General features: G+C 34.4%; 14 protein-coding genes and 1 tRNA gene. 1 reads left to right on the forward strand and 14 read right to left on the reverse strand.

Annotated elements, in window-relative coordinates; genetic code table 11:
* Nucleotides 1–90: 90 nt before the first annotated feature.
* The 12 genes from VXM77_RS10485 to VXM77_RS10540 all read right to left on the reverse strand — a co-directional run bounded on the left by VXM77_RS10485 (nt 91) and on the right by VXM77_RS10540 (nt 13,834).
* Nucleotides 91–1,212, reverse strand: a complete 1,122-nt coding sequence (locus VXM77_RS10485; protein ID WP_338506310.1) for a DHHW family protein — start codon at nt 1,210–1,212, stop codon at nt 91–93.
* Between the two features lie 14 nt (nt 1,213–1,226).
* Nucleotides 1,227–2,639: an MBOAT family O-acyltransferase gene (locus tag VXM77_RS10490; RefSeq protein ID WP_338506312.1), complete on the reverse strand. Its 1,413-nt coding sequence runs from the start codon at nt 2,637–2,639 to the stop codon at nt 1,227–1,229.
* A 61-nt stretch (nt 2,640–2,700) separates the two neighbouring features.
* Nucleotides 2,701–3,225 (reverse strand): DUF4358 domain-containing protein, encoded by a 525-nt coding sequence (locus VXM77_RS10495; protein WP_338506314.1) that lies wholly within the window; start codon nt 3,223–3,225, stop codon nt 2,701–2,703.
* Nucleotides 3,226–3,659: 434 nt separating this feature from the next.
* Nucleotides 3,660–4,061 carry a hypothetical protein gene (locus VXM77_RS10500; RefSeq protein WP_338506316.1) on the reverse strand — a complete coding sequence of 134 codons (402 nt, stop codon included), beginning with the start codon at nt 4,059–4,061 and terminating at the stop codon, nt 3,660–3,662.
* Between the two features lie 386 nt (nt 4,062–4,447).
* Nucleotides 4,448–4,915, reverse strand: a complete 468-nt coding sequence (smpB, locus tag VXM77_RS10505) for an SsrA-binding protein SmpB (RefSeq protein ID WP_161831809.1) — start codon at nt 4,913–4,915, stop codon at nt 4,448–4,450.
* A 23-nt stretch (nt 4,916–4,938) separates the two neighbouring features.
* A complete protein-coding gene (locus VXM77_RS10510; protein ID WP_338506317.1) occupies nt 4,939–6,435 on the reverse strand; it encodes a CapA family protein in 1,497 nt (498 codons plus the stop codon).
* 33 nt (nt 6,436–6,468) lie between these two features.
* Nucleotides 6,469–8,799: a ribonuclease R gene (gene rnr, locus VXM77_RS10515; RefSeq protein ID WP_161831807.1), complete on the reverse strand. Its 2,331-nt coding sequence runs from the start codon at nt 8,797–8,799 to the stop codon at nt 6,469–6,471.
* Between the two features lie 317 nt (nt 8,800–9,116).
* Nucleotides 9,117–9,347: a preprotein translocase subunit SecG gene (gene secG, locus VXM77_RS10520; protein WP_161831806.1), complete on the reverse strand. Its 231-nt coding sequence runs from the start codon at nt 9,345–9,347 to the stop codon at nt 9,117–9,119.
* 52 nt (nt 9,348–9,399) lie between these two features.
* Nucleotides 9,400–10,371, reverse strand: a complete 972-nt coding sequence (locus VXM77_RS10525) for a sodium:proton exchanger (protein ID WP_262953488.1) — start codon at nt 10,369–10,371, stop codon at nt 9,400–9,402.
* Between the two features lie 111 nt (nt 10,372–10,482).
* Nucleotides 10,483–11,586, reverse strand: coding sequence for an AI-2E family transporter (locus VXM77_RS10530; protein WP_161831804.1), 1,104 nt, complete (start codon nt 11,584–11,586; stop codon nt 10,483–10,485).
* Between the two features lie 254 nt (nt 11,587–11,840).
* Nucleotides 11,841–13,130: a phosphopyruvate hydratase gene (gene eno, locus VXM77_RS10535; RefSeq protein WP_161832335.1), complete on the reverse strand. Its 1,290-nt coding sequence runs from the start codon at nt 13,128–13,130 to the stop codon at nt 11,841–11,843.
* A gap of 630 nt (nt 13,131–13,760) precedes the next feature.
* Nucleotides 13,761–13,834 (reverse strand) — tRNA-Thr (locus tag VXM77_RS10540).
* 162 nt (nt 13,835–13,996) lie between these two features.
* Here VXM77_RS10540 and VXM77_RS10545 point away from each other — a divergent pair.
* Nucleotides 13,997–14,776 carry a M15 family metallopeptidase gene (locus VXM77_RS10545; RefSeq protein WP_161832334.1) on the forward strand — a complete coding sequence of 260 codons (780 nt, stop codon included), beginning with the start codon at nt 13,997–13,999 and terminating at the stop codon, nt 14,774–14,776.
* Nucleotides 14,777–14,816: 40 nt separating this feature from the next.
* Here the strand turns inward: VXM77_RS10545 and gpmI are convergent, their stop codons facing one another.
* Nucleotides 14,817–16,358 (reverse strand): 2,3-bisphosphoglycerate-independent phosphoglycerate mutase, encoded by a 1,542-nt coding sequence (gene gpmI / locus VXM77_RS10550; protein WP_161832333.1) that lies wholly within the window; start codon nt 16,356–16,358, stop codon nt 14,817–14,819.
* Nucleotides 16,359–16,606: 248 nt separating this feature from the next.
* Nucleotides 16,607–17,566, reverse strand: a complete 960-nt coding sequence (gene whiA, locus VXM77_RS10555; protein WP_161832332.1) for a DNA-binding protein WhiA — start codon at nt 17,564–17,566, stop codon at nt 16,607–16,609.

Below are 17,566 nucleotides of genomic sequence, written 5' to 3' on the forward strand. Positions count from 1 at the left end.
ACGAGTCTTAATCTTACTCAATAGATTTTTCTATATCCGAATTTATTTGATAAAAGGAAGAAGGAACACAAATTGTTCCTTCTTCCTTTTTTAATGATAGGCCTTTAACTTTTTAATCGTAGAATCTGTTCCAAAGCTCGATAAATTATATAAAAATAATGCCTGAGTAAATTCATGTTCTCTTATATAATCATACGGATTTAAATTAAAATAGCGTAAATCGATTAAATGTATTTCCTCAAAATGCATGGCGAGAAATGGGACAAAATTATGGGCATAAGAGTCCTTAAACATCACTAATTTTTGACCATTTTCAACATTACTCTTAATCACCGTCAAAGCTTGATTCCCGTTGATAAACAGAGAATATTTGTCTCGCTGATCTAAATAATCATAATTATATAATCCATCTAATGACTCCCCTGTTCCCGGAAAAGTTAGTGAAAAGTCAACGGGGTGATTCGGATAGTACACATGAATCTCATCCGGTTTTAAGCGATGATCATTTGCTTTAAAATAGTGCGTCCCATAAAAATTGTGCGTAACAGTCTCTACATGATAATCCAAATAAGGATTAATTCCCCATTCTTTCAACAATTGTTGATACGCATAAAAGGCACCTAGCGTGGTCCAATGATGATCCGTCCTATAATAAATAGCTTCTTCTTTATGCTCCATTAAAATAGGCATGACATCGACCAGGTGAACCTTCAATTCATCCTGCGCCTGGGACAACATTTTTTCCTGATCATATGTTGGGGCAAAAAGAGGGAGTTTATCCTCATAAATCTTAACTGCTGTTGGAACAAGCATCACCGTTGTATTTAGTTGCTCCATTTTGTTGTGAAAAGAATTAATGGCCTGTAAATTAATATCAAAATACTCTCCTTTATCAGAAAACTTTTCTAATAAATAACCATCCTTTCCAAAGTACACACCATTATTCTCACTTTTGTGGACGAATTGTTCAAAATCCGATTTTAAACCAACCCAGTGGTCTTTTAAAACAAATTGATCCGTCATGTATTTATCAAAATCCCTTGTATAATCCCCTGACAATAGACGATCTAAAGAAAAGTGCGGAAATTGCTGAAGCAATCGATTCTCTGATTCTGACTTTTCGCGATCTGGCGTCAATAAATTAAGGAGGGAAAATCCAAAAATAAAGATTAAAAAAGTAAAAATGATTAATCGGTTCGTTAATTTGTTCATATAGCTATCCTTCCTTAAAACCTAAAATATAAAAATGGATTATAAGATGAGTCGACTAAATAGGCCGTTGAGGCAATTAAAATCAATAAACAAATCATAGGAACGATGAATGCTTTAATTACTGAACCATATGGGCTATTAAATAGTTTTTGCCCAATTAGACGAATCATAGGAGTAGAAGCGATCGTTAAGAGAACGAAAAGAATGATATTTTGGCTTAAATAATAGAGTGTTTCCTGGTTAACCCATGTCGCGTTCCTTAATCCAAAAAGCACCGTAAGATAATTGATTAATTGATGAAAGTCCTCAAACGCAAAAAGTCCCCATCCAATCAGTAATAAAATAATTGTATAGACATGCCGCATCCAGCGAGGAGCACGTGATAACCAAAAGAGCAAAAAGGCCTTTTCTATGATGATTAAGATTCCAAAGTATAAGCCCCATAACACAAAATTCCAACTTGCCCCATGCCACAATCCCGTTAACATCCAAACAATAAACAAATTCAAATACATTCTTTTTTTACCCTTACGATTTCCGCCTAATGGAATATACACATAGTCTCTAAACCATGATCCTAACGAAATATGCCATCGTCGCCAAAACTCGGTAATACTTTGTGAGATGTAGGGATAATTAAAGTTTTCTAATAATTCGAATCCAAATAAGTAGCCAAGACCAATAGCCATATCAGAATATCCACTGAAATCAAAGTAAATTTGAAATCCAAAGGCCACTAATCCAAGCCATGCCATTAAAATTGATAAATCACTCATCTCTGTTAATTGTATTTGATTCCATAGTAATCCTATATTATTAGCCAATAACACTTTTTTACCTAACCCAATGGTAAAACGCCAAATTCCTTTGGCAAAGAGATCTTCACTCTCTACTCGATGATCTAACTGATTTGCAATCGTTTGATATCGAACGATTGGTCCCGCGATAAGCTGTGGAAACATGGTGACATAAGCTCCTAAATCAATCATATTTTTCTTTGCCTTAGCTTCCTGTCTGAACACATCAATCGTATAGGACATCGTTTGAAAGGTATAAAAGGAAATTCCTATCGGTAAGGACATTTGGGGAATATAAAAATTGGTGTGAAATAATAAGTTAATATTAGTTAATAGGAACGTAGAATATTTAAAAAAGACTAATAACCCTAAATTAATAGTAATCGAAGACAACACCACAAGCTTAGCTTTTTTAGGTTGATTCCTGTACCTCTCTACTAATAGGCCGTGTACAAAGTCTGTCACCGTAGAGAAAAGCATTAAAATAATATAAATTGGCTCTCCCCAGGCATAAAAAATAAGACTCACGATTAATAAAATAGTATTTCTTAACCTTCGAGGCACACTGAAGTAGAGGAGTAGCGTAAGGGGTAAAAAAACAAATAGAAAAACTAAACTACTAAAAACCATTCATTATCATCTCCTTTCATATAAAAAGAAGATTGGGTTATCCCCAATCTAACTCTTTATTTTATTTAACAGCCTTTTCAAAAAGTTTAATAATTTTTTCAGACTCTTCACTTGTTACATATAAAATATAATTTCCTTTTGTTTTTATTTTATTGTTTTTTACCAATTCATATTGATCAGGTAAATAAGTTGACCATGTAGCTTCTTGATTTGATAAAACTTTTTCATAAGATGATTTAATACTTTCTGTCGCTTTCGCATCTTTTCCTTCAGCAACCATAATTAATTCTGATCTAACATTCATTAAGTTTTGTAAAATATATCCTGACTTAATATCTTCTGGATTAAAAATTCCTTCATACATCGCCATTTCATCTTGATTTGTCATATCAATTAACGCATATCCTGGTAAAACCCCATCTTCTAAACTTACATCGTATGCTTTTGCAAGTTCAGCTTGGATTTGATTAATAACTTCCTTAGGCGATACTTCACCCGAAGAAGGTGTTTCTTGTTTGTCCTTACTACATCCGACAGTTAATACAATCATTAATAAGGCCCCTAACATTAACTTTAAGTTTTTCATCTTTGATTCCTCCATGAAGTGATTCGATTTGATTAACAAATTTCTATTCGTTTAATTAGACGATTTATTCATTAATAGTGTTCCATTATTTAAATAAATAATAACATTATTTCCACTCTTTTTTTATTTCTCAATCAAGAATCATCCTTTATCGCTTGTGGATATTCCTTAAACGTCCATCAGTATCTATTAAAGTCCCTTATTGGGTTTACGTAAAAACCTTATAAACAAACACCTTGATTTTATAAATGGAACCCGTAGGGACTTCTTTCTTTGCTAATAAATTTCTCGCACTAGCCTCGTCTATCATTTGATTTATCCTCCGAATAAGTACGATTATTTCAATAAAACGATTACCTTGATCACTTAATCTATAAAAGGAGCAGATAAAAAAAGATCCTTCTCAAATGGAACAGGACCTTTTTTGGGGATCATTAAATTTGATAATTTTTGAGGGCAACAGCCAATCTTATTGGATTAACACTTTGCTCCTCCCCTTCAACATCATACTCATAGTTTTTAAATAACCTTAACAAATTAAAAAATAAGTCTAAATCATCATCTAAAACATAAGTTGAGTAGATGTTTTCATCAACCTTCACCACAATCTTTTGACGGACTAAATTTGTTACCTTTGCGTCTGCAACTTGATAGACCAATTCAACCGCTTCAAATTGTTCTGGTAAACTCTTAAGAAAACTAATTAAATTTAAGGCATCTTCATCATAAGGTTTCGGCTCATTCGAATGAATGACAATAGTATATCTAATCAAAACTGGTTTCTTAAACTGACCATTATTAAACTCGATGATGTTAAGTGTTTCAGTTTTTAACATATTATCCCCCCTTATTCTCTGACGATGCCTACTCCTATAGGCACTACCTCAAACATTATATGCCCCTTCATTTATAAATATGTATCTTACTTATAATTAATAACTATCCACCATATAACCTCTCCTTCTGTAATACATCGCTATCATCCGCTATAACTTTCGTATCCTTAAAGTTTCTCTCCTACTCTCCCGTCCATCAGGGAACTAAGCCTCTTTTCAAATATATGATTTTCTGTTTAATCGATCAATCTAGCAACCTTTCAAGGGAAAATATAGTTAAATAATTGGTCTACTATTTATGATAACTATAAAATTCAAATGCCGCTACTAATCTATAAAAAAAGTCAGTATTTCTTTTTAAAAATGAAATACTGACTTTTTTAATTTTAATACTTTTGTCGATCACGTAAGGCCTTTTCGATTTGACGATTAGCATCCTTTGCTTTAAGGTCTTGACGTTTATCATAATTTTTCTTACCTTTAGCAACTCCAAACAATAATTTAGCGTAGCCATCCTTGATATATAACTTTAAAGGAATTAATGAGTATCCTCCCATTTTTTGAACGCCAATTAAACGATCAATTTCCTTTTTATGTAACAATAACTTTCGGGTACGTAACGGATCATGATTAAAACGATTACCTTGCTCATAATGCGAAATATGCATGTTGTGAACAAATGCCTCATTACGATCGATCCTAACAAATGAATCCCGTAAATTAACCTTTCCAGCACGGATAGATTTAATTTCTGTCCCTTGTAGTACAAGTCCCGCTTCAAACGTATCTTCAATAAAATAATCATGCCCCGCTTTTTTATTCTGTGCTATTGTTGATCCCACGCCTTTTGGCATTATTACACCACCTTATAAAAACTTTATTGCTCTACCTTATCATAAGTAATATACTCTACTACTTCAACTGTTGATGAATAAGTCTCCATTAACGCCCTTACTGTCTCAAAGTACTCTGCCTGATCGGAATCAATCAATGGAATAACATCGTATTCTTGTCCAGCTTGTTTTGCATAATTATAAGTTGGCATTAACTGAGGGTGTTCAATCTCAATCGTCGTTACATTTCCAATTGTCGTCTTTTTAATATTAAATTTTAAAATAGCACCGACTAAGCGATCTAAACCTTTTTGTCCAGAAACAAAATTTCCAAGCGAATAAGCAACCAATGTCTTGTTTCCGTGTTGCCCTGTTAATAAATCCACAGGTTGTAAAACATGAGGATGAGTCCCTAAAATAATATGAACGCCTTGATCGGCTAACCATTGAGCCTGTTCTTTTTGCATCTCACTCGGAATATTTGAATATTCAACTCCCCAGTGCATCGATACGACAATAGCATCGGCCACACTTTTCGCTTTTTCTATATCAGAACGTGCAATTTCATAATCAAATTCATTGGCCAAGTATGGTTTATCCTCTGGTAGACGATGTCCATTAAACCCATAGGAATAAGATAATAAAGCAACTTTAATTCCATTTTGTTCAATAACAGGAATCTGTTCTCTTTTTTCTGCAGAATCCGTCGATCCAGACGTAATAATTCCTTCAAAGGTTTCCCAGTGTTTTTGAGCTGCTAAAACTCCGTCTTCACCTTTATCTAACGTATGGTTATTTGCACGTGAAAACATATTAAATCCAATATTAATTAAATCCCTTGCAATTTCATAAGGGCTATTAAAATTAGGATAACTCGATAGACCAATCTCAACCCCACCAATGTTTGTTTCTTGATTAACAAAGGCAAAATCAGCTGGATCAATATAAGGTTTGACATGTTCAAAAAGTGGCGCAAAGTCAAATGCCTCTCCTTCTACACGGAAATCATTATAAACCGTGTCATGTAACAAAATATCACCAATACCTACCATGCTTGCCTCATAAACATGAATCTCAGGTCCCTTAGAAAAGGTAATTCTAATTTTTTCTTCATAAGGTTCGGCATCATAACTAATAGGATACCCCTGATTTACCTCATTTGAGTATTCTGGTTCATTATATACAACTTGTTTAGAATCAATCAATTGACTAGCGATTAACTCATCTATATATGCTTTAACCTCTTCCTCAGACTGACTCGACACATCTTTTCCTTTAGAAAAGGTTAAAATGACATCGCATTTTTGTTCTTTACCGCACTTTTCTTGTTCGGTAACAGTCCCATAGGCAACTGTATCCGAATAAACAGAGCGGTAATCAATCGTTATATCATTACCCGATTCATAGTGTTTCACACGTTCAACATCCCAACCAACCATGTCTGGTAAGACGAACGATTGGGCTAATACTAATAAACCAACCATGACGAATAAAAATAAGATAACATTACGCCAATTAATTGATTTCAATTTCTTCATCATGACTTTCCTTGCTCCCTTTCAATCGATAACCTATTACTTCTTTTTCAACTTGCCATTTGAAGTAGCATTCGTTTTTTTACGTTTTGGTTTTGGATTTTTAAAGTTAGTATCCGTTGATTTATTCGTTTTACGCGAACGAACAGGACGATAATCACGGTTACCTCCTTTTCTATCACGTGAACGATCCTTTGAGCGCCCTTTACGTGACACTTCCCGTGTATCAATTCGTTTAAATCCGCGTTTTTGACGGCTTTTACTCATTCCTACTAACTGGAAGTCAATCGTACGTTCTTCTTTACTAGCTGCTAAAACGATAACTTTAACTTTATCCCCTATTTTGTACACCGTTTTAGTTCGACGCCCAATTAGAGCCAAATTATCCTCATCAAACTCATAGTAATCATCTGTTAAATCATTCACATGAACAAGACCCTCTACGGTATTTGGCAACTCCACATACATTCCCCACTTAGTTACTGAAGAAATAATCCCTTCAAACTCTTCATCAATAAATTGAGTCATGTATTCCGCCTTTTTCATATCCTCTACTTCGCGCTCTGCATCAATTGCATCCCGTTCACGCTTAGATGTCTGTTCACCAATTTCAGGCATGACCGCTGAATAATAAGCAAGGGTTTCTTTCGATAAATCTTGGTCAAATAAATAACGTCGAATTAATCGATGAACAACTAAGTCCGGATAACGTCGAATTGGGGAAGTGAAATGTGTGTAAAACTCGGCCGCCAATCCGAAATGGCCCAGACTCTCCTCACTGTACCGTGCCTTTTGTAACGAACGAAGCATCATCGTATTAATGGCTGCATGTTCTGGTTTACCATGTACCGCTTCTGTAATCATCTGTAAAGCTTTTGGATGAACATGTTCCTTCGTTCCCTTAATCTCATAACCTAATGCACGTGCTAATTTATAGAAACGTTCTAACTTTTCTGGTTTTGGATGTTCATGCACACGATAAATAAACGGAACATCCATCCAGTGAAAATGTTCTGCCACTGTCTCATTTGCCGCTAGCATAAAATCTTCGATAATTCGTTCCGCGATTTCTCGTTCACGAAGAACCACGTCAACTGGGAATCCATATTCATCCACAATAATTTTTGACTCTTCTAAATCGAAATCGATTGATCCTCGATCATGACGACGTTGACGTAAAATTTGAGAAAGTTCATACATCATTTTAAAAGTCGGAACTAACTCCTTGTAGCGCTCGCATAATTGTGGATCTTCATCAATTAAAATGCGATTAACGTGATTATAAGTCATCCGTTCAGTTGTCTTTATAATAGAAGGGAAAATTTCGTGGTTAACGACTTCACCTTTTGGAGAAATTTCCATCTCACACGTGATTGTTAAACGATCAACCTGTGGATTTAATGAACAAATTCCATTTGATAAACGATGTGGAATCATAGGAATCACACGGTCAACCAAGTAGACACTCGTTCCTCTAAAGAAGGCTTCTCGATCAAGAGGTGATCCCTCAGTCACATAGTAAGAAACATCGGCAATTGAGACTCCTAATAAATAATTCCCATTTTCAAGCATACGAACATGGACAGCATCATCTAAATCCTTCGCGTCATCCCCATCGATTGTAACGATCGTTTCCCCTCGTAAATCACGGCGTCCTTTATAACTATCATAATCAGGTTCACTCGGAATTTGCTCCGCCTGTTCTAATGCCTCTTTACTAAATTCGGGAACAATATCATACTTATACACAACCGATAAAATATCAATTCCCGGATCATTTTTATGTCCTAAAATTTCAGTGACTTCTGCTTTCACCACATTATTCTCTAAATAGTCTATAATACGAACACGCACCTTATGGTCTTTAACAGCACCCTTCGTTTTATTTTTAGGAATTGCCACAACAGCCTGATAGCGTGAATTGTCCGGTTTAACATAGCCAACCTGTTTGATTTCATAATACGTCCCAATAAAATCCGTCATTCCTCGTTCAAGAACCTGAGTAATTTCACCTTCTAAACTATCACCTTTTGAACTTGGTAAAATTTTTACGAGTACCGTATCCTTGTGTAACGCCCCGTTTAAATCCTCACTTCGAACATAAACGTCATCCATATCTTCAATTTCAACAAACCCAAATCCTTTGGGGTGAATAGAAATAATTCCTTTATAATAACCTAACTCACGCGCCAAATCATATCGATCATTTTTTGAACGCACCACGATCCCTTCATCTTCAAGAGATACCATCAATTTAACAAATTCCTTAAAAGACTTTGAATCATCAATCTGTAAATAATCCACTAATTCATCAATCGTCATTGCCTCATAGTGACTCGATCCTAATAACTCTAATACTGTATTGCGCAAATAGCACACCTCCAACTCATAACTTATATTCTATCATAACTCCATAAACATTTAACCATTTTTTACTACGAATAGATAAACTAACCAAACCTATCCTATCACTAGTTTATACAAATAGGTCTATTTTATATCACTATTATTCCCTACTCTAAAAAATTTACCCAATTTTTATAAAAAGGGCTCATCCATTACCTCTATTCCCCTCAAGCTCTACCTTACGAAAAAGAGTTTAACCGCATCCTTAACTTTTAAATCCTATTCATATCCTACTTCATTCAATAAAAAAACTCATATTCATTTTGAATATGAGCCCACAATTATTTCATAAAAACCATTAATCCTAAAACTAAAAAGGCAATTGAACAAATATATGTTGCTCGAACAACGTATACCTCTGCTCCGCGTTCCTTTTGATTTTTAAATAACTCGCTATTACCACCTGAAAGAGAATCACTTAACCCCTGTTTAGAACTTTGTAAGGCTACCAAAATAATTAGGATTACAGAAACAATCATAAATAGAATATCTACTACGCCATATTGAAACATCCTAAACCCTCCTTATACTATAACAAAACTTTATCATATCCAGTATACAATTTCAACCATTATTTAAGGAGAGTCTTAGATAATAAAAATAAATAAAAATAATCATTAAAGAGGGTAAAACATATAACAATAAATTTTTCACTTCTTTTCTTAATAACATATAAGTTAACAAAATAGACTCTAATAAACCGACAATAACTAACAATCGATTCGATGTATCTAAAAATTCAAAAATACTCCCTGATACATAACAAATATCCGCCAATGCTATAATAACGAAATTAAATAGGTTACTTCCTACAATATTTCCTACCGCTAAATCATAATTTTTTAGGCGCACAAGACTTACCAAACTTGCCATCTCCGGTAGAGAAGTTGCTACCCCTAAAAACATGGCCCCAATAAAGGAAGACCCAATTCCACTTATTCGAGCAATCTTGTCTGTAACAACAGAAATAAGTAAACTTGAAACAACAATTACAATAGCAGATAAAATAAATTGATAGACGAGAACCCTGAGCCGGCACGTAACCTTTGGATTTAACAATTCCTGCTCCTCGCCATCAGCAACTAGGCGAATATTGATATAATATAAAATTAAAATAAAAAATGATGTAATTCCAATATGACCTATTCGTCCGGTTAAAAACCCATATAAGTTCAAGAAAATAAAAAAATAAACGAACGTACTCAGCACATTTGTCTTTACATTCAACTGCTTTGTCCAATTAAATAGACGCGATTTAATAAATATTAAATTTCCTACCGCTAAAATAAAAATATTAAAAGCGTTGCTCCCTAAAATATCACCCATTGCTAAATCAGCATTATTTAACACAATGGTAGAAGAAAGACTTGTAATTAATTCCGGAAGGGAAGTCACCCCTGCTAATACGATACCTGCAATAAAGGCTCCACCAATTTTAGTCCGTTTTGTAAACTCATCTACACAAGAAGAAATACGTATGGATGATACAACAACAATGATTGATAATATAAAGTACTGAGTTAATAGCATCCCCATCAAAAGCTCCTCCTACGACCATAACCAAACTCATACATCTAACCGTATGTTATAATAAACTAAAATATGCAGTAAGAGCATTTCCTTGCAACAACAGACAAAAAAAGTTCGCTAAGCGCGAACTTTTTCTTTTTTCTCTTTCATTAATTCCCACATATATCTTCCGATAATTTTCAAAATACCTGCGATTGGAATAATTAATATCATTCCAATAACCCCAAAAAACTGTCCACCAATCATAATCAACGTAAATACAATAATCGGATGAAAATCAATCGATTTAGAAAAAACAAACGGTTTAACTAAATTTCCCTCAATCACATTCAAGGCTGCAACTCCTAAAATAACATAAATCGGGGTTAACGGCGAAACCATCAAACCAAAAATCGCAGCAGGTATCGTCCCAATAACCTGTCCCACATAGGGGATAATATTTAAAAATCCAATGAGAGTCCCAAAAACAATCGCATTATCTAATCCAATAATTGAAAAATAGATAGAGGCTATAATAGACAGAACAACAGAAACCAATAATGTTCCCGAAACATATGCGGTCACGACAGACTCACATTCTTTAAGCATTTTGAATAGTCGGTCCTGATGATGTATAAGTAATGCCTGGCGAATTCCTCCCCTTATTTCATGAAAATGGCTCAAAATATAGTACAACGCTACCGGTACCAAAAAAACCATTCCTAACACCAAGGTAAAACTACTACTAAATGAAGATAGCCACGGTCCTAAACGTGATAGAAACGATGAGAAAATTTTAATCACCTCAGAGTTTTGAGAAAACAACTTTGTAAAATCATAATGATAAAAATCGATATCGCTTAATTGCCACTTATCAACTAAAAATTGAAGTCTTTCTAATAGGGCAGGAATTCTTCCCATCACCTGCTGGATATTTACAACAAAATAGGGAATAAGGCTAAAAATAGCATAAAAAACAGTTCCTATAATCGTTAAGAATGTTAACCAGACGGAATAACTTCGCTTAATTTTAAATCGGCAAAACAATTCAACGACTGGATTTAATAAATAAGCAAGACAAATTGCAATCAAAAATGGTGACAAAATAAAATTCATGATAGCAAGAGCTGGAGTTAAAATCGGAAAAACTAATTTAATGATATGGATCAATACCAAAATACCGATTAAAATAAGAACCCCATTCAAACAAGCGTAATTGATTGATCCCTTGAAAAACTTCACTGACAATCCCCCTTTATAAATATGTAGCTAGAAGAATGATCTACACGCGCTAATTTCGGCATAAATAATCCACTTTATCCTTTTTAGAGTGTCCTCACCCTTAATCCAATTACAGTATATCCTTTAACACCTACTTGTAGACCTATCCCCTGCAATAAGCGTTAGCCTATCATTCAGATGATAAACTAAAAACCCCCTCTCTTTGTCGGAGAAAGAGAGGGGGCATAAAGTTAATCTAAACTAAAATAATTAAATTATTTTTTTAAGTTATAGAATGATTTAACTCCGTTGTAAACAGCTTGTTCACCTAATTCGTCTTCGATACGTAATAATTGGTTGTATTTTGCAATACGGTCAGTACGAGACATTGAACCTGTTTTGATTTGTCCAGCATTTGTAGCAACTGCGATGTCAGCGATTGTAGCATCTTCAGTTTCTCCTGAACGGTGAGATACAACTGCAGTGTATCCAGCTTTCTTAGCCATTTCGATAGCTTCGAAAGTTTCAGTTAATGTACCGATTTGGTTAACTTTGATTAAGATAGAGTTTGCAACGTTTTTCTCGATACCTTCAGCTAAACGCTCAGTGTTAGTTACGAAGAAATCGTCTCCAACTAATTGCACTTTATCTCCGATTTTTTTAGTTAAATAATCCCATCCAGCCCAGTCGTCTTGGTCTAAACCGTCTTCGATTGAGATGATTGGATATTTAGAGCATAATTCAGCGTAGAAATCGCATAATTCTTCAGAAGTGAATACTTTTCCACCTTCTCCAGCTAAAACGTATTTTCCATCTTTGTAGAACTCAGATGAAGCAACGTCCATAGCGATCATTACGTCTTTACCTGGAACATATCCAGCTTTTTCGATAGCTTCTAAGATAACTTTGATAGCAGCTTCGTTTGATTCTAAGTTTGGAGCGAATCCACCTTCATCACCAACTGCAGTGTTTAATCCCATACCGTGTAATACTGATTTTAATGCATGGAATACTTCAGCTCCCATACGGATAGCTTCTTTAAATGTTGGAGCTCCAACAGGCATAATCATGAACTCTTGGAAGTCGATGTTGTTGTCTGCATGTTCTCCACCATTGATGATGTTCATCATTGGAGTTGGTAATTCTTTAGAGTTGAATCCACCTAAGTAACGGTATAATGGTAATCCAACAAAGTCAGCAGCAGCATGAGCAACAGCCATAGATACACCTAAGATTGCGTTAGCTCCTAATTTTCCTTTGTTTTTAGTTCCGTCTAATTCGATCATTAAACGGTCAATTCCACATTGGTCAGTAACGTCCATACCAACTAAAGCAGGAGCGATAACCTCGTTAACGTTTTTAACAGCGTTTAAAACACCTTTTCCTAAGTAACGTGATTTATCTCCATCACGTAATTCAACTGCTTCATAAATTCCAGTAGAAGCTCCAGATGGTACTAAAGCACGTCCGAATGATCCACTTTCAGTTGTTACTTCTACTTCAACAGTAGGATTTCCGCGAGAATCTAATACTTCGCGAGCATATACATCAGCAATATAAGGCATTTAAGACACTCCTTTTTCTAATTTTTTCACACTTCTTATTATAATACATTTTTTTGCATATTAAAGATATTTTTAAATTGAAAACGCTATTTTTTATATTTTTATTTATTCCTACCATAATACTAAAAAAAACGACAAACTCCTTAATTCCCCTTTTCCAAATCAGATAATTACTTATTATTTCTAAATATCCTCCATTTATACACTTTATTATATCGCTATTAGATATCCTTTATTAAAAATAAAAGTGTCATCTTTAACCAATTAATCCCTCGATATAAACAAATGATGCGGTAATGTAGAAAAAATCTAAATCTTCTCCTAAAGTGAAGAAATCCATTTTAATGACGATAAAAGCCTTTCAAAAATGAAAACTTAATCATCAACCTACCGCTCCCTCTTCCCATCCCCTTATTTAATACCCATTGTGGATGAAACAATCGATAAATTCTACAAACCTCGAGATTTTTATTTTAAGTGAAGATATAAAAAATTGGCGAAAAAAGCAAAAAAAAAAAAAAAAAAAAAAAAAAAAAAAAAAAAAAAAAAAAAAAAAAAAAAAAAAAAAAAAAAAAAAAAAAAAAAAAAAAAAAATCAGCTTCATCAAGCTGAATCAATCTTTTCATAAACTGGTGCCGGGTGCGAGAATCGAACTCGCGGCTACGCATTACCATTGCGTTGTTTTACCACTAAACTAACCTGGCCATTCACACTATTATTCTAACATATATTTCTAAAATTTCAATCCCCTATCCCATCATTTAGGAGTATTTCATAAAAAACTAAATTTCTTCAACGATCTCATTTATAATAACCTTACTCAATAATAAACCTATCAACCCATTTTTGAAAAGGAGACGTCTTAAATGAAAAAAATTATCATCTCACTCCTAATGATTGGAATTCCTCTTAGTCTATACCTCCCTATTACCTTATCGTTTGTTTCAGAAGAATCCGATCCTTTTTCTTCACCTGAAGAAAATCCTTTAGTAAGGGAAGTTTCCCCACCTAGTTCAACGATCACCGAAAATGATCAAGTTTCTGAAACATCATCAGTTCCCGAGTTCACGGTAGATGACTTTTTTACCATTCAAACTCTACAAGAAAAATACGGAGACTCTCTCGCTTCCTTAATCCCAATCGATCCACAATACATTGAATATGATGACCTACGGTACCTAGAAATTCTTCATGTTGGTTTTGATGGTGAGATACACCAAGGAGAACTCATTGTAAATCAGGCGATTGCCGAAGAGGTACTACAAATCTTTAAAGAACTTTATACAATTTCTTTTCCAATTGAAAAAATGAAGGCCATCCATCATTACGATAACTCTGATGAATTATCCATGGAAGATAATAATACAAGCGCCTTTAATTTCAGGATGATTACAAATGGATCTACTCCTTCAAATCACGCCTACGGATTAGCGATTGACATTAATCCTAAAATAAATCCTTATGTGTACGCAAATAAAGTGTTACCCGCAAACGGCGAAGACTATACGGACCGGGGACAGGAGATTCCTGGTATGATTACTGCGGAAAGTGAAGTATGTGAAATTTTCAAAAAATATGGTTGGAGTTGGGGTGGTGATTGGAACCAACCAAAAGATTATCAACATTTCGAAAAAAATATATCTTAAAAGAGCATCGCGAGAAGCGATGCCCTTTTCATAAAAATTATTATTTAATAATTGATTTTCCTGTCATTTCTTCAGGTTGTTTAACATTTAATAATTGTAACATTGTTGGTGCTAAGTCTCCTAAGTTTCCACCATCACGTAACTCAATTCCTTCTTTTGTTACGATGACTGGAACTGGATTTGATGTATGAGCTGTATATGCTCCACCATTTTCGTCCACTAATTTTTCAGCATTTCCGTGGTCAGCTGTAATAATAGCGACTCCACCTTTAGCGATAATCGCATCAACTACTTTACCTAAACACTCATCAACTGCTTCTAAAGCTTTAACTGTTGCATCAAATACCCCTGTATGTCCTACCATATCTGGGTTAGCAAAGTTTAAGATAATTGTATCGTGAATATCCTTATTAATTTCAGCCACACAAGCATCTGCAACTTCGTATGCTGACATTTCAGGTTTTAAATCATATGTTGCAACTTTTGGTGAGTTAATTAATACACGTGTTGCTCCTTCGATTTCTTTGTCTACCCCACCGTCAAAGAAGAATGTAACGTGAGCATATTTTTCAGTTTCAGCGATACGTAATTGTTTTAATCCGTTTGCTGAGATAACTTCTCCGTAAGTATTAGCTAAATCCTGTAATCCAAAAACAACTGGTCCTTTTACAGCATCCCCGTAAGACATCATTGAGATGAAGTAAACATCTTTAGGTCCTTTTGAAGGATCTAATGCTTCTTTACCTTCTTTAGCAAAGCTTGCTACATTTTCAGGGTTAGATAATGCAATTGCAATTTGTTGTGCACGGTCAGGACGGAAGTTAGCGAAAATTACTGTATCTCCATCTTGAATTAATCCGTTTGCATCAACTACAAATGGAACAACGAATTCATCTAAGATATCGTTTTTATATGAAGCTTCAACCCCAGCTTTCGCTGATTCGAATTTTTCACCTGTTCCTTGAGTCATTGCATCATATGTTAATTGAGTACGGTCATAGTTTTTATCGCGGTCCATTGCATAATAACGCCCTGATACAGTCGCAATTTTTCCAATTCCGATTTCTGTTAATTTATTTTCTAATGCTTCTACATACTCTAATGCTGATTTAGGAGCAGTATCGCGTCCATCTAAGAAAATATGTACATACACTTCTTTTGCACCTTGAGCTTTAGCTGCTTCTACTAACGCGTAAATATGCTCATTATGTGAGTGAATTCCACCTGGTGATAATAATCCCATAACATGCACTTTTTTGTTATTTTCTAATGCGTGTGCACATCCTTTTTCAATAACAGGATCATTTTTTAAGTCTCCATTTTTCACAGCTAAGTTAATACGAGTTAATGATTGATAAACGATACGTCCTGCACCTAAGTTTAAGTGTCCTACCTCTGAGTTCCCCATTTGTCCATCAGGTAATCCAACTCCTAATCCAGATGCCTCTAACGTATTATGAGGATATTTATGGAATAAACGATCTAAGTTTGGCATTTTAGCTGCTTGAACTGCATTTCCAGCAGTTTCATCACGTAAACCAAAACCATCTAAAATAATTAATGCTACAGGTTTTTTAGTCATAGTATTTCCTCCTTCGTTCTTATAATAATAGTATACTAAACTTTAATTCACAAGTATACGGATATCAATTTGTAAGCGGTTGTAATTTTTTTCAGACAAAAACATTTTTTATTATCTCTAATTAAATATTTTTTATCCAAGCTTTTCTTATATTCTAAAAAAACCTTATTCATACACATTGTACATGAATAAGGTTTAACTTTTTGTTTCTAATTGGAAACAACTAATAAGAATCATCTCACTTTGGTTTAATTTTGTTCAGCTCGTTTTTGCTGATTTTCACGAATTTCTTCGGCCATTTCTGTTAACTTTCTCATTCGATGATTAATTCCTGATTTTGTCAATTTCATCCCGCGTTGCGTTGCAACTTCACTTAAATACGTTAAATTCTCCTCAGGAAATTCTAGTCTGAGTCTAGCAACATATTGCAAACGTTCCGGCAATGAATTAATTCCGTAAACAAAGTCTATTAGTTCAATATTATCAATTTGGCGCTTTGCAGCAGCAATTGTCTTCGTTTCATTAGCAATCTCGCAATTATTCAAACGATTCTCTGAATTTCTAATATCCCTAAAAATACGAACATCCTCAAAGTTTAGTACGGCATTATATGCTTCAATCGCTCTTAAAAAATCGCTAATTTTCTCGGCCTCTTTAATATAAGTAATATAACCCTTCTTTCTTTGAAGAACACGAGCATTTAAGTCAAAAACATTAAGCAGATCCTTTAAATCCTCTGCATGCTCTTCATCAAGCGTACAAATTTCAAAATGATAAGAGGAGGTCTCCGGATTATTTACTGATCCACCTGCTAAAAAAGCTCCACGTAAATAAGCTCTTTTACAGCAATCATATTCTATTAAATGTTTAGCAATTCCTAAAACAAAGCCGGTATCTGACATAATCCCTAACTCCGTCGCAATTTCGCGGGCATTTTTCTTAATACGAATAATATAAACATTATTTTTCTTAAGTTGCATTTTTTTTCGAGATAGTAAATCTACCTCTGTATCAAACAATTGCTTAATTAATTGTAAAGTTCTCCTGGCAATCGCAGCATTTTCGGTCGCAAAGTCCAAAACTAAACCTTTACTCGATAACGAAATCACACCGTTCATCCGAATCAATGCCGATAATTCAGACTTTGCACAACAATCATCTGATTGTATTTGAACTAATTCTTTTTTTGTTTCAGAAGCGAATGACAT

Origin of the sequence: Turicibacter sp. KK003, assembly GCF_037014675.1 — a bacterium.
Classification (GTDB): domain Bacteria; phylum Bacillota_I; class Bacilli_A; order MOL361; family Turicibacteraceae; genus Turicibacter; species Turicibacter faecis.